General features: G+C 52.4%; 12 protein-coding genes and 5 tRNA genes. All 17 read right to left on the bottom strand.

The genetic code is table 11. The features are described from left to right. Positions 1-27: 27 nt before the first annotated feature. The 17 genes from rpoB to AC0L6S_RS21485 all read right to left on the bottom strand — a co-directional run bounded on the left by rpoB (position 28) and on the right by AC0L6S_RS21485 (position 14,460). On the bottom strand, positions 28-4,101 hold the full coding sequence (gene rpoB, locus AC0L6S_RS21565; protein WP_473426163.1) for a DNA-directed RNA polymerase subunit beta: 4,074 nt from the start codon (positions 4,099-4,101) through the stop codon (positions 28-30). Between the two features lie 192 nt (positions 4,102-4,293). Next, positions 4,294-4,677 carry a 50S ribosomal protein L7/L12 gene (gene rplL / locus AC0L6S_RS21560; protein WP_473426162.1) on the bottom strand — a complete coding sequence of 128 codons (384 nt, stop codon included), beginning with the start codon at positions 4,675-4,677 and terminating at the stop codon, positions 4,294-4,296. Positions 4,678-4,722: 45 nt separating this feature from the next. After that, positions 4,723-5,253: a 50S ribosomal protein L10 gene (gene rplJ, locus AC0L6S_RS21555; protein WP_473426161.1), complete on the bottom strand. Its 531-nt coding sequence runs from the start codon at positions 5,251-5,253 to the stop codon at positions 4,723-4,725. Positions 5,254-5,622: 369 nt separating this feature from the next. Continuing rightward, positions 5,623-6,318, bottom strand: coding sequence for a 50S ribosomal protein L1 (gene rplA / locus AC0L6S_RS21550; RefSeq protein WP_473426160.1), 696 nt, complete (start codon positions 6,316-6,318; stop codon positions 5,623-5,625). Position 6,319: 1 nt separating this feature from the next. Continuing rightward, positions 6,320-6,754: a 50S ribosomal protein L11 gene (gene rplK, locus AC0L6S_RS21545; RefSeq protein WP_473426159.1), complete on the bottom strand. Its 435-nt coding sequence runs from the start codon at positions 6,752-6,754 to the stop codon at positions 6,320-6,322. Positions 6,755-6,888: 134 nt separating this feature from the next. Next, positions 6,889-7,422, bottom strand: a complete 534-nt coding sequence (nusG, locus tag AC0L6S_RS21540; protein WP_159171135.1) for a transcription termination/antitermination protein NusG — start codon at positions 7,420-7,422, stop codon at positions 6,889-6,891. 22 nt (positions 7,423-7,444) lie between these two features. Further along, positions 7,445-7,807 carry a preprotein translocase subunit SecE gene (gene secE, locus AC0L6S_RS21535; RefSeq protein ID WP_473426158.1) on the bottom strand — a complete coding sequence of 121 codons (363 nt, stop codon included), beginning with the start codon at positions 7,805-7,807 and terminating at the stop codon, positions 7,445-7,447. Positions 7,808-7,863: 56 nt separating this feature from the next. Beyond that, a tRNA-Trp gene (locus AC0L6S_RS21530) sits at positions 7,864-7,939 on the bottom strand. 116 nt (positions 7,940-8,055) lie between these two features. After that, positions 8,056-9,279 carry an elongation factor Tu gene (tuf, locus tag AC0L6S_RS21525; RefSeq protein ID WP_473426157.1) on the bottom strand — a complete coding sequence of 408 codons (1,224 nt, stop codon included), beginning with the start codon at positions 9,277-9,279 and terminating at the stop codon, positions 8,056-8,058. A 93-nt stretch (positions 9,280-9,372) separates the two neighbouring features. After that, positions 9,373-9,448, bottom strand: a tRNA-Thr gene (locus AC0L6S_RS21520). A 16-nt stretch (positions 9,449-9,464) separates the two neighbouring features. Then, a tRNA-Gly gene (locus tag AC0L6S_RS21515) sits at positions 9,465-9,538 on the bottom strand. Positions 9,539-9,717: 179 nt separating this feature from the next. Then, positions 9,718-9,801, bottom strand: a tRNA-Tyr gene (locus AC0L6S_RS21510). A gap of 178 nt (positions 9,802-9,979) precedes the next feature. Next, a tRNA-Thr gene (locus tag AC0L6S_RS21505) sits at positions 9,980-10,055 on the bottom strand. A gap of 371 nt (positions 10,056-10,426) precedes the next feature. Then, positions 10,427-11,398 carry a hypothetical protein gene (locus AC0L6S_RS21500; RefSeq protein ID WP_473426156.1) on the bottom strand — a complete coding sequence of 324 codons (972 nt, stop codon included), beginning with the start codon at positions 11,396-11,398 and terminating at the stop codon, positions 10,427-10,429. Between the two features lie 203 nt (positions 11,399-11,601). Next, complete coding sequence (locus AC0L6S_RS21495; RefSeq protein ID WP_473426155.1) at positions 11,602-13,065, bottom strand: LamG-like jellyroll fold domain-containing protein; 1,464 nt, start codon at positions 13,063-13,065, stop codon at positions 11,602-11,604. 236 nt (positions 13,066-13,301) lie between these two features. Continuing rightward, the gene (locus AC0L6S_RS21490; protein WP_473426154.1) at positions 13,302-13,952 is read right to left on the bottom strand and encodes a PEP-CTERM sorting domain-containing protein; all 651 of its coding nucleotides are present in this window, start codon (positions 13,950-13,952) and stop codon (positions 13,302-13,304) included. Positions 13,953-14,223: 271 nt separating this feature from the next. Continuing rightward, positions 14,224-14,460, bottom strand: a complete 237-nt coding sequence (locus tag AC0L6S_RS21485) for a hypothetical protein (protein ID WP_473426153.1) — start codon at positions 14,458-14,460, stop codon at positions 14,224-14,226.

Here is a 14,460-nt window from a genome sequence, read left to right as displayed (position 1 = left end):
TGCCACCAAGTCCAATGTTTACGTTTTTTAATCGTTCTCGAGATCGATATCGATCGCCAGAGAACGTATTTCCTTAATCAACACATTAAAGGACTCGGGCATGCCCGGCTCCATACGATGATCACCATCGACAATGTTCTTGTACATCTTGGTTCGTCCGGCCACGTCATCAGACTTGACCGTCAGCATTTCCTGCAAGGTGTAGGCTGCGCCATAGGCTTCCAGCGCCCAGACCTCCATCTCACCGAATCGCTGGCCACCGAACTGCGCTTTACCACCGAGCGGTTGCTGCGTGACCAGACTGTAGGAACCTGTTGAACGCGCATGCATCTTGTCGTCTACCAGGTGGTTCAGTTTCAGCATGTACATGTAACCGACCGTCACAGGGCGATCAAATGTCTCGCCGCTGCGCCCGTCGTACAAGGTGAACTGACCGCTCTCCGGCAAATCTGCCAGTTTCAGCAAGCTCTTGATGGAGTCTTCAGCCGCACCGTCAAACACCGGTGTTGCCATCGGGACGCCATCGGCCAGATTACGCGCCAACTCCATCACTTCGGCGTCACTGAAGGACTTGATGTCCTCGGTACGCCCGTCACCATTGTTGTAGACAGCCTCAAGAAATTTGCGAACTTCCGCGACTTTTCTCTGCTCTGCGATCATCGTGTTGATCTTGTCGCCCAAGCCCTTGGCAGCCATACCAAGGTGGGTTTCAAGAATCTGGCCCACGTTCATACGCGAGGGCACACCCAGGGGGTTCAGGACGATATCAACTGGCTCACCTTTCTCATCATAAGGCATGTCCTCCACCGGCATAATCACCGAGATCACACCTTTGTTACCGTGACGTCCGGCCATCTTGTCACCCGGCTGGATACGGCGTTTGATGGCGAGATAGACCTTGACGATTTTCAATACACCGGGAGCGAGATCATCTCCGCTTTGCAGTTTGCCTTTCTTGTCCTCGAAACGATCCTCGAGCAATTTGTTTTGCTCTTCCAACTGACGCTGCGCCGAAGCCAGCGCTTCGTTCAGCTTGGCATCGGACATCTTCAGCTTAAACCACTGCTCGCGGTCCAGCTCTTCCAGCACTTTATCTGTCAGCGTAGTACCCTTGGACAAACCGCCACCACTGACTGTGCTTTTACCCTTGAGCATACTGCCGAGGTGAGCAAACGTCGCCTCTTCAAATATCCGGAACTCTTCTTTCAGATCCTTACGGTATTCGTCCAGCTGATGCTTTTCGATCTGCTGCGCACGCGCGTCCTTTTCCAGGCCGTCACGGGTGAAGACCTGCACATCAATAACCGTTCCCTTGGTACTGGTGGGAACGCGCAGTGATGTGTCTTTTACATCAGACGCTTTCTCGCCGAAGATCGCACGCAGGAGTTTTTCCTCCGGCGTGAGCTGGGTTTCCCCCTTGGGTGTCACCTTGCCCACCAGAATATCGCCCGCTTCCACTTCCGCACCGATATAAACAATGCCCGACTCGTCCAGCTTGGACAGGGCACCCTCACCGACATTGGGTATGTCGCCGGAGATTTCTTCCGAGCCCAGTTTGGTATCACGGGCTATACAGGTAAGTTCCTGAATATGAATGGTGGTGAAGCGATCTTCTTTCACTACTCGCTCGGACACCAGAATGGAGTCCTCGAAGTTATATCCATTCCACGGCATGAACGCGATGCGCATGTTCTGGCCGAGTGCGAGCTCACCCAAATCAATGGAAGGCCCGTCCGCCAGGATATCGCCGCGCGAAATGACATCGCCTGCCTTGACGATAGGACGCTGGTTAATACAGGTGTTCTGGTTGGAACGCGTGTATTTAGTCAGGTTGTAGATATCCACCGGCGCTTCGTCCACGCCGACATCCTTCTCATTGACCCGCACCACAATGCGGCTGGCATCTGCTGAATCGACCACACCGGAGCGGTCTGCAACCACACAAACGCCTGAGTCAGCTGCGACGTAGCGCTCCATACCCGTACCAACCAGCGGTTTCTGTGCCTGCAGTGTCGGAACGGCCTGACGCTGCATGTTGGAACCCATCAGTGCACGGTTCGCGTCATCGTGCTCCAGGAACGGAATCAGGGCTGCCGCCACAGAAACCACCTGCTTGGGAGACACATCCATGTAATCCACCCGCTCAGGCGGCATCACCGTGAATTCGTTCATGTGGCGAACGGGAATCAGGTCGTCGACAAACTGCATGTTCTTGTCGAGTGTCGCAGAGGCCTGTGCAATAACGTGCTCAGCCTCGTTGATCGCGGACAAGTACTCAATGTCCTCGGTCACTTTGCCGTCGACCACTTTGCGATACGGGCTTTCCAGAAAACCGTAATCGTTGGTACGGGCATACGTCGCCAGAGAGTTGATAAGCCCGATGTTCGGACCTTCAGGCGTCTCAATGGGGCAAACTCGACCGTAGTGCGTGGGGTGTACGTCGCGCACTTCAAAGCCAGCGCGCTCGCGTGTCAAACCACCGGGCCCAAGCGCCGATACGCGGCGTTTGTGTGTGACCTCCGACAGCGGGTTGTTCTGATCCATGAACTGGGACAGCTGGCTGGAACCGAAGAACTCCTTGACCGCAGCCGATACCGGTTTGGCATTGATCAGATCCTGCGGCATCAGGCCTTCGCTTTCCGCCATCGACAAACGCTCTTTCACCGCTCGCTCGACACGTACCAGGCCGACACGGAACTGGTTTTCAGCCATTTCGCCAACACTGCGCACACGACGGTTACCGAGGTGGTCAATGTCATCCACCATGCCTTTACCGTTACGGATACCAACCAGTGTACGCAGTACATCCACGATGTCCTCGCGATCGAGCACACCACTGCCGGTAACTTCTTCACGACCGAGTCGGCGGTTGAACTTCATGCGGCCAACGGCAGACAGGTCGTAACGGTCTGCGGAGAAGAACAGGTTCTGGAACAGGTTCTCAGCAGATTCCTTGGTGGGCGGCTCACCGGGGCGCATCATACGGTAGATTTCTACCAGCGCTTCCAGTTCGTTGCGTGTGGAATCCTGGCGCAGCGTGTCGGAGATGAAAGGACCGCAGTCCAGTTCATTGGTGTAGATGGTCTCGATCGTCTTTACGTTGACCTCATTCAGTTTCTCGAGAATCTCTTCATTCAGCTCGCTGTTACACTCGACGATGACTTCACCCGTCTTGGTATCCACCACGTCTTTGGCCAGCGAGCGGCCGTACAGATAATCGACAGGGATCACCAGCTCAGTGACATTGGCCTCTTCGAGTTCACGAATATGCCGAGCTGTAATACGACGACCCTGCTCTACCACCAGCTTCTTGCCAGCCTTGATGTCAAATGTCGCGACATCCCCGCGCAGACGCTCCGGAATCAGCGTCATTGTATAGCTACCATCCTTCGCGACATGGAAGGTATTGGTATCGTAGAACATATCGAGGATTTCCTCGGTCTCGTAGCCCAGCGCGCGCAGCAAAATGGTAGCGGGGAGCTTGCGGCGGCGATCGATACGGACGAATACCATGTCCTTGGGGTCGAATTCGAAGTCGAGCCAGGAGCCACGGTAGGGAATCACCCTGGCCGAATACAGCAACTTGCCCGACGAGTGGGTTTTACCTTTGTCGTGATCAAAGAACACACCCGGGGAACGGTGCAACTGCGAAACAATAACTCGCTCAGTACCATTGATAACGAAGGTACCGTTATCTGTCATCAGGGGGATTTCCCCCATATACACTTCCTGCTCTTTGATATCCTTGATCGTCTTGTTGGAAGACTCTTTGTCGTAAATGATCAAGCGGACTTTTACACGCAGGGAACAGGAATACGTAACGCCACGCAACTGACACTCATTGACATCGAAGATGGGCTTACCCAGTTTGTAGTCGACATACTCCAGCGCGGCATTGCCGCTGTAGCTGACAATTGGGAATACAGATTTGAAAGCGGCATGCAGGCCGTAATCGCCCCGCTCCTCCAATGGCGTACCCTGCTGGGTAAACTTCCGGTAAGAATCCATTTGGATCGCGAGCAGGTAAGGTACATCCATCACTCTCGGCAGTTCGCCGAAATCTTTACGGATACGTTTTTTCTCAGTGTACGAGTATGCCATCAGTACTCCCCAGCGTGATTAGCGTTCGATTGCTGTAAAGGCAATCAACTAGCCCAAAAAGGGCTAAAATAAGGCGGTGCAATGAGTGCACCGGCCCTGACAAAATCTCTTTTCTTGAAGCGGGAAAAGGCCGGTAGGCAATATGCCCACCAGCCTTGACCTAGCCGGCCAAAAACCGGACTTTTGCCAAACTTACTTGAGTTCAGCGGTACCACCAGCTTCTTCAAGCTGCTTCTTGATGTCTTCAGCTTCCGCCTTGGGAACACCTTCTTTAATGGGGGAAGGCGCGCCGTCAACCAGACCTTTAGCTTCCTTCAGACCCAAAGATGTCACTGCGCGAACAACCTTGATGACGTTCACTTTCTTCTCGCCGGCAGCGGTGAGGATCACGTCAAAATCAGTCTGCTCTTCGGCAGAAGCACCTGCATCACCACCGCCAGCAGCGGCAGGAGCAGCTGCTACAGCAGCTGCTGCAGTTACACCAAACTTTTCTTCCATTGCTTCGATGAGGGACACGATGTCCATTACGCTCATTTCGGCAATTGCTTCCAATATATCGTCTTTAGACAGAGCCATGACTCTTATCTCCTATATAGCTGATTAGATATTCACGACAGTGGCTTACGCCGCTGCCTCTTTCTGATCGCGTACTGCTGCGAGTGTGCGAACCAGTTTTCCAGGTACTTCATTCATTGTTTGAACCAGCTTGGTCGCCGGCGCCTTCATCACACTCATCAACATAGAGAGTGCCTGATCACGCGTAGGCAACTTGGCGAGCACATCCAACTGATCTGCACCCAGCATCTGGCCGCTTACCGCCAATGCCTTGATTTCAAATGCTTCGTTTTCTTTAGCGAAGTCTTTGAAAAGTCGAGCCGCTGCACCTGGATCCTCCATCGAGAATCCAAACAGGGAGGGACCGGCCAACGAGTCGTTAACGCACTCGTAGTCAGTTCCTTCCAAAGCGCGCTTCGCCAAGGTGTTCCGCACTACACGGAGTGTCACCTCGTTTTCACGCGCGGATTTGCGCAAGGCCGTCATTCCATCCACAGTTACGCCGCGCGAGTCGGCGATAACAAGGGACAGTGCACTGGTGGCTGTCTCGTTAACTTCAGCTACGATCGCTTTCTTGTCTTCGAGTCCTATTGCCACTGGAGTTACTCCTGGATTGCTAAATTTGTACTGCCGACCAACAAAAAGCTTCAAGTCGGGCAGCACACTTAAATGTCGACAAACCTATACCGACACCGCTTTGCCTGGTGAACTCGTTCACCATCTGCGTAGGCTTTGACATACCTTAAACAGGCGTGCCGCGATTAAACCGCCTCCGACAAACTTCATCGGAATTGGCACCTACGGTCTTTGATGGCCTTTAGTACTCAGCTATATGGGCTGATCGCCCGATGCCTTATCCAAAGACCTCAAAGTGGACCAGAACGCACCCGGGGGTGCTTGTGCTGGCCTACAACACCTCCATCCATAGAGGTAATTGAGAAGCCGCCCCTCGTGAGGGCGACCCGATCAATCTGTTACCGACCCCTGGTCGATAGTGATACCTGGACCCATGGTTGTGCTCAGGCTGATTTTCTTGAGATAAACACCTTTGGCAGATACCGGCTTGGCCTTCCTCAGGTCAGCCAGCAATGCTTCAAGGTTGCCCTTGATCGCATCAAGCTCAAAGTTGATCTTGCCGATACCGCCGTGAACGATGCCGTTCTTGTCTGTGCGGTAGCGCACCTGGCCAGCTTTGGCATTCTTGACAGCTGTTTCCACGTCAGGTGTCACAGTGCCTGTCTTGGGGTTCGGCATCAGGCCGCGAGGACCGAGAACCTGGCCCAGTTGACCGACAACACGCATCGCATCCGGTGAAGCAATCACGACATCAAAGTCCATCATGCCACCTTTGATTTGCTCGGCCAGATCATCCATACCCACCAGATCAGCACCTGCAGCAGTCGCCTTTTCTGCGTTTTCGCCTTGCGTGAACACAGCAACGCGAACGTCAGAACCAGTTCCGAACGGCAGGGTTGTTGCACCGCGCACGGCCTGATCAGATTTACGGGCATCGATCCCGAGATTGACAGCCACTTCTACGGTTTCATTGAACTTCACAGTTGAAAATTCTTTCAACAGACTCACTGCGTCTTCGAGCGGGTAGGCTTTCTGGGGGTCAACCTTCTCTTTGAACACTCGTACGCGCTTGGATAACTTGGCCATCTTAGTTCACCCCTTCTACTTCGATACCAGCAGAGCGTGCGCTGCCGGCAATAGTGCGCACAGCGGCGTCCATATCGGCCGCGGTCAGATCTGGCCACTTCATGGTAGCCACCTCTTCCAACTGGGCGCGATTTACCTTGCCCACCTTATTGGTGTTCGGCGTACCTGAACCCTTCTTGATTTTTGCGGCCTTCAGCAGCAGCACTGAAGCTGGCGGCGTCTTGGTGATAAAGGTGAAGGAGCGGTCTGCATATACTGTGATAACCACAGGGATAGGCAATCCGGGCTCAACACTCTGCGTCTCAGCATTGAACGCCTTGCAGAATTCCATGATGTTGACGCCGTGCTGACCCAATGCCGGCCCGACTGGCGGACTGGGGTTGGCCTGACCTGCTTTTACCTGCAGCTTTATGTAAGCCTGGACTTTCTTAGCCATTTCTTTTCTCCCGGGTACAAACGCCGTTTCGACCGCGCGGGCCTACTGGGGCTCCCCATCAAGGCAGCAACGCTGCCGGTGTGTGTATTGAGTGGGCGGTTACCTGATCGAGGCCACCACACTCAGTTACCCAATCAGGCTTTTTCGACCTGACTGAATTCCAACTCCACTGGAGTGGAACGTCCGAAAATCAACACCGCCACGTTGAGGCGACTCTTCTCGTAATTAACATCCTCAACGACACCATTGAAATCGTTGAAGGGACCATCGACAACCCGCACCATCTCGCCGGGCTCGAACAGCGTCTTGGGACGGGGCGCTTCAACACCATCCTCAACACGCTGTAATATTGCCGCCGCTTCTTTATCGGTAATAGGCGCTGGCGCATCGGCCTTGCCACCAATAAACCCAAGTACACGCGGGGTTTCCTTCACCAGATGCCAGGTATCATCACCCAGCTCCATCTGTACCAGGACATAACCTGGGAAAAACTTTCGCTCACTGCGGCGCTTCTGGCCGCCGCGCATTTCGACAACCTCTTCGGTAGGCACCAGCACATCGCCAAATCGATCCTGCATCTTATGCAGTTCGATGCGCTCCTTCAGGGCAGTAGCAACTTTCTTTTCATACCCTGAATAGGCATGAATGACGTACCAACGCATTGCCATCAACTAACCCTTATTCTGTCTGTTAAACAATCGCAAGCGACACCAACCACCCCAGGAGCGAATCCAGCCCCCACAGCAACAGCGCCACCAGCAGAACGAACCCCACCACGATCATCGTGGTCTGCACAGTTTCCTGACGCGTGGGCCAAACAACCTTGCGTATTTCAGTGCGAGAGCCTTTAACCAGCGCCCAGAAAGCGGCACCCTTAGCTGTCTGCAGTGCCACCAGACCGGCCACAGCAGAGATAGCCAGAATACCCAGCACCCGGTAAAGCAGTGACTCGTCGCTGTAATAGCTGTTGCCAACTATCGCCACTGCCAACAGTGCAATTACGACAGTCCACTTGACCGCGTCAAACCTGCTCGCAGTTGTTTCCACACTCATCAAATTAACCTTGTTACATTAGACTGCGCCAACCGGGCGCGGCCCCCGCCAATAAATGGCAGGCCAGGAGGGAATCGAACCCCCAACCTGCGGTTTTGGAGACCGCTGCTCTGCCAATTGAGCTACTGGCCTAAACCTCACACTGAGACGACGAAGCCGAACTGCTCATTCAAGCGGCTCGGCCTGGCGTCCCGGATGGGGACAGACACCACTACCCAAAGGTGATGGCGCCCGCCTCCGGTCTTTCTTTACTCGATGATCTTGGCTACCACGCCGGCGCCGACAGTACGGCCACCCTCGCGGATCGCGAAACGCAAGCCATCTTCCATCGCAATCGGTGCAATCAGTGTTGCTACCATCTGCACGTTGTCACCCGGCATCACCATCTCAACACCTTCTGGCAGCTCACACGCACCTGTCACATCCGTGGTACGGAAGTAAAACTGCGGGCGGTAACCCTTGAAAAACGGCGTGTGACGACCACCTTCGTCCTTGGACAGAATGTAAACCTCAGCCTCGAACTTGGTGTGCGGCGTTACAGAACCCGGCTTCGCCAGTACCTGACCACGCTCAACTTCTTCACGCTTGGTACCGCGCAGCAGGACACCGACGTTCTCGCCCGCGCGACCTTCATCCAGCAGCTTGCGGAACATCTCAACACCTGTACAGGTGGTTTTCTGCGTGTCGCGGATACCGATGATCTCGATTTCCTCACCAACCTTGATAATGCCACGCTCAACACGGCCGGTAACAACCGTACCGCGACCAGATATAGAGAACACGTCCTCTACCGGCATCAGGAACGGCTGGTCAATCGCGCGCTCCGGCTCAGGAATGTAAGCATCCAGCGTTTCAACCAGCGCTTTCACAGCGGTGGTGCCCAGCTCGTGCTCGTCTTCACCGTTCAGGGCCATCAGTGCAGAACCACAGATGATCGGCGTGTCGTCACCCGGGAATTCGTACTGGTCCAGCAGCTCGCGCAGCTCCATTTCAACCAGTTCTTTCATTTCAGCATACTCTTCGGAGTCCGCACCGCCACAGTCTTCAGCCAGCAGGTCAGCCTTGTTCAGGAATACCACAATGTAGGGTACACCCACCTGGCGAGACAGCAGGATGTGCTCACGAGTCTGCGGCATCGGGCCGTCAGTGGCACCACATACCAGAATAGCACCGTCCATCTGCGCCGCACCGGTGATCATGTTTTTCACATAATCGGCGTGTCCGGGGCAGTCAACGTGCGCGTAGTGACGGTTCGGAGACTCGTATTCCACGTGCGATGTCGCAATGGTTATACCACGCGCTTTTTCTTCCGGGGCGTTGTCGATACCGTCAAACGCCACCATCTCGCCACCCCAGACTTCAGCGCATACGCGCGTCAAAGCCGCTGTCAGCGTCGTCTTACCATGGTCAACGTGACCAATCGTTCCTACGTTAACGTGGGGCTTACTACGTTCAAATGACTCTTTTGACATTACGACGGTCTCCTATCAAACACCCGATAAAGCCCTTGGGCCAAATCAATCAAAAAAAATTAAACCAGCTAACACAATCAGTTAGGCCAATAGTGGAGCTCATAACCGGATTTGAACCGGTGACCTCTTCCTTACCAAGGAAGTGCTCTACCGACTGAGCTATATGAGCGCATCCTTCCCAACTTTGGAGCGGGTAGCGGGAATCGAACCCGCATATTCAGCTTGGAAGGCTGACGTTCTACCACTGAACTATACCCGCACTATACCCGCTGCTATTTCACTCAAAACCATTCTTCAACAGCTTCGGGCGGCGGACTGATCCGACAAATACCTCCAACCCACATGGCAGCAACATCAACCACGTAATTTACCCCAGGGCAGCAATTCACTCCCTGAAAACAACTCCCGAACGGCGCACCACTTCGGCTCAATCAATCATGGTGGAGGGGGGTGGATTCGAACCACCGAAGCTCGCGCGTCAGATTTACAGTCTGATCCCTTTGGCCACTCGGGAACCCCTCCGAAAGGCGGCATATTGTCCAGATGGGTCGCCCCAATGTCAACAACATATTCCAATAAAATTATTAACTTACATCGACTTCAAATCCGGGCGACTCCGGACGGGGCCGCTATCTGCCCACGCGCGCGGATATTGTCATTTTTACGTTATATTTCCAGCGCTTGACCACGAATCTGAAAATGGAGCTGGCGAGAGGAATCGAACCCCCGACCGGCTGATTACAAATCAGCTGCTCTACCTACTGAGCTACGCCAGCCATATTCAGACAGAGGCTTGCTGTAGCCGCCCCATTTGAAGGTGGGGGATTGTAGTGAAAGTGCTATGTGGATGCAATAACGGGAGGGCAATATTCTCAGAGCAATTCAATATCACGGAAAGCTCCAGGAAACATGCAGAGTGCCACACCATGTTTTCATTCAAATGCTCTGCACTCTCACTATTCCAGACGCAAGGACAGCCCGCGGGCTATTAAGTGTCGGCCTATGGAAACGATTACAAAGGGCATTTCCTCAATTTCACCGCGGTCCCTGCCTATCATTGAAAGAGCTAAAGCTTACAGGGATAAATTGCTGCAGAGAGCAGTAACCAATACTCGCCTCAGCCGGGCATTGCATAATCGCTTACAAATTATAGTGCAGAACGCCAGAACAATGCTCCTGTGGACTCACCACAGGGACTGAAACTACTAGTCGTGGTGGTATCCTCCGCATCTTGAGCTATAGAATCTGTCAATCTAAACTCCTCGCAGATCCACGTATCCCCTAATGCATAGCGGCCACGTGTTTTGGCCTCAAATACCTTAGGATCAGTGAAAATTGTTCGGGTTGGACGGAAACCAGATTCAAAAAATTCCGGGGCCCAATTTGAATTGACTTCCGAATAGGAATCGGGTCCGACCAATTGGATTCGACCAATGTAGGAATTAACTAGATCATTTGCATCATCGATCGAAGCCCAGGTCCAACCTGTCATATTATAACCGTCTAAATTTCCAGCACATGCCCCCTCAGGGCAAACTGCATTGATATCATCCCACGAGAGTGCCCCAAACCGATCTGGCTGCGCCCAGATTTTTCCGCCCACCGAAACGGCGTCAGTCAGAAGCGGCTCAGGGCACCCCATCCCGTCCACATTCGGCCCAACCAGCGGGCATATATCATTAACATCCAAAATCCCATCATTGTCATCATCCAAATCCCAATGATCCACGACCCCATCGCCATCGGTATCAATTCCAACAAACTCAAAAATGGGCATAACGTAGAAAAAACTTCCGCCTTCAATAATCGCATCAATACCGGCATTTCCTTCAGGAAGCACGGTATTATCGACCTGACACACCGGACTAACAGAATCTGCACACAGGAATCCCGGGCCTCCGCTCCACCTGGAGAACACATACCCCGTCTTGGCGACCGCTGTGAAGGTTTCTTTAAAGGTCTTATCTGTTACATCAAACTCACAAAGGTTTTTCCCCCAGCAATTGCGTGTGCCAGAGTCTGACGTCACTTCACCGCCAGATGGGACAATTACTGCAACTTTGCAACCAGCAACGAAAGCAAATACGACGGCAAGTGTAAGATCTTTGATCAGTTGCATGCTTCTCACCCTTTTTTATCAGTATGCAGAGTAAAGCTAGCGGAAAGTTTGGAGGGGTTCTATGAACAAAAGATTAGAGCACAGGTTTGTGGGACCAAGCGGTCATACTCCTTGAAATCGACATTTGTAGGATCAAGGGGTGATGGGATCAAGGACTCTGACCCCTTGGTCTCCTTGGTCTCGATAATCACCGAGCTGATTGTTCAGAAGCCATTCCATTTTTGTACATTGACCAGCTGCATCTTCCCGGAAAAATGGAAACGCTGATTGTTATTTCCTTGAGGATCTGCGCCTATAGCAATACCTGAATCGTTCTGTGTTACCCCACCTTGAAGAGTTGGGCCCTTGTTATGGGAGCCATTTACCCACATGCGGACGGCACCATCGCCATCGTAGGCACCAATGACATGGTAGGAATCCGTGGTGTTCAGGTTTGCCGTCGAAGAGTAGGCATAGTGATATGCGCCGCCGACATACACACCAAAACGTAATTGGTTACCCTTCAACTCAAGCGCAAAGCCACCTGCGTCAGCCTTGCTAATGATAGCTTGTGTTTCTGAAGCGCCAATTGCCAGATCGTCAAAGTTGACTACTGTCGAGACAAAAAAGCCGCCTGCAGTATCATTATCTTCATCATAAAGTCGTACATGCTCCTCAAGATCCTTGCGAAAAACAAATGAACCACCAAACCGATCTTCACCCGTTTCACCCAACCATTCATAGTGCGGGAAGTTGGGTGTTGCCGGATCTCGAAACGAAACCTTATCCGCATTGAAGAACCAGATGTGCGGATAATTCTCTTCGTTCTGTCGATCCAAATTGGTGTAAATCAAGCTGGAGTCAGCTTCTGCCGCCTGTTTTGCCAAAACGATATTTTCAACTCGAGACTTACTCCCACTACCCTCTATTACGATTGCATCAATCTCATTTCGATACGCAGCTGCCCACACCTCGGTGAAGGTAGTGAAAGTCCATAGGCCAATTCCCAACTCTTGATTCTTTGCGGTTGATATCAAACTGAAGAGATTTTCCGTATCTTTATCAAACTCTACCATGTGGTATTTGCTGGATTTTTCGATAATGTCGCTTTGCCAAGCTTGCAATGCGCCAAAGGATGTCTCCCTATAGATCAAACTCAACCTGACGCGCTCACTATAGGTCGAATAGAGAGAGTCCATTAAAGTACTGCGCATCGCATCCAGCGTCGATTCCTGAAATGATCGGATGACAACCGGTCTACCATCGTTATCCAGGTAACCGTTTAGCATCAGTTCGTGCATCACAGCATTGGTGAAGTCAGTGTCTGACGTTGCTGTTTTGAGCTCGATAAAAAGTATTTGATCGCCATTAATCAGGGCGGTGTCGACCAGTACGGAGGCAAATTGGGTCCTGGGGGAACTAGTGGGATCATGACTCACAACGACGTCTCCATCTCGCCATATCAGGTCAAGCTCAATTAAATCGGCGCCGGCAGCTTGCGCTTCGTGAATTGCGGATAGAGTCTCCGTAACATCTTCCACTTCTGCATAGCAGTTGTGGCAATTAATACCAATAACATGGCCATTGGGGGTTGTCGTCATTTTGCGATCAACGCCCTGCCAAAACGCGCTATAACAGCCCGTTAAAGCGAGAGTAAGGGCTAGTGCCGTAAACAGTTTATAAATCACTATTTCGTCTTTGGGACATGCTCTTGGTCGATATCATATACGCACGCTCCAATTACACGTGGGTTATATAGCCTGAGAAGAAAGTGGGGCCATATCTCAATTTTTCCATACGCATATTCATTGGCCCACTTTCTTGTTGGCGAAATAGCAGGAGCCAACGGCCCTCGAAAAGCACCGCTGTGCATGGCGACTACCTCTACCGCTAACGCCGTTGGACTATGGCGGAATTGAGAGCGCTAAACCTTGGCACCACACATTCGGCGCGGTATCCCCATGCCGACCAATCCTAGAGCGAAAAGGATTAGCGTTGCCGGCGCAGGCACCGAGGTCTTGTCGCGAACAAACCAGACACCGTCGCTGGGCCTGTGGAGGGACTTGTCCATGCCGATTGAGGTAAAGGCGGTATCGAAAGGGGGGGTCGAGGGCGTGAGAAGCACTTTGTATCGAATGAAAGGGGCATACGCCCACCCAGGCGCGTCTGAATCTGGCGTGGATGACCAGCCAGCCACAACGGCACCCCCTTCAGGGTAAGTTTTCGTCGGTGTAAATAGCGACACAAAAGCGGGGGCCCAGGTGGAGTTGACTTCAACATAATCGCTGGGAGCGGGGTCAGTTTGCCCCGTAAACGTGTTAAACAATGACTGCACTGCTTCGATGGACGCCCAGGTCCAACCAGTCAGGTCATACCCGTTGAGTGTGCCCAATGGGGAACAAACACCCCCAGGGCACTGAGCCGCCACAGTATTCCAGCTAACATTGGTGAATAAATCAACCTGCGCCCACTCCTGAGTACCGACAAGGACGGTATCAGTAATAGGGACTGCTGACACACTTTGGCTGACGGCAAACGCCCATCCAGCGAGCCATTTAAACACTGCGTGTTTCATGATCGGCATCCCTTCCCTGTAATTATCCTTTCCAGTGCTGAAATTAGCACAAAGTGTGCTTGCGAACCAAAATTACTTCAAAACTTTATCGTAGTATTGAGTGTTTCATTTTTTGGTATTTTGGAATGAGCGGAACCTGGAGAAACCTGACATATTAAGCTCCTCCGTTTTGCACCTATGGCGTGTATCACAGGAGAAGAAACTACCAATGCCCGGTCCTCTATCACGCAAACCGGCCGCGGTACTTTCCGCGCCCAATTTTGGTGCATAACTACAATCGCTGAGGCGACAGCTTTCCTGAATCATTTCCGCCTGAAACCCAGCCACCAAAGTGGGCGGGATCATAAAATCGGGCAACATCCAGCTCACCAGCCATAGAAAAACTGTCAGCAAAAAAATTCAATTTTCTTAACATTTCTGTGCCACAATCGGTTGAGACGGCTGCGGGATCCATTAACCGGATCAAGCCCGAATCGTACCCGTTCTCCAACAACAGAAGGAAACTCAT

The organism is Halioglobus sp. D3-4 (assembly GCF_055809315.1).
Note: the sequence above shows the minus strand (reverse complement) of the source record. Positions and strands in the feature narration are given on the sequence as shown.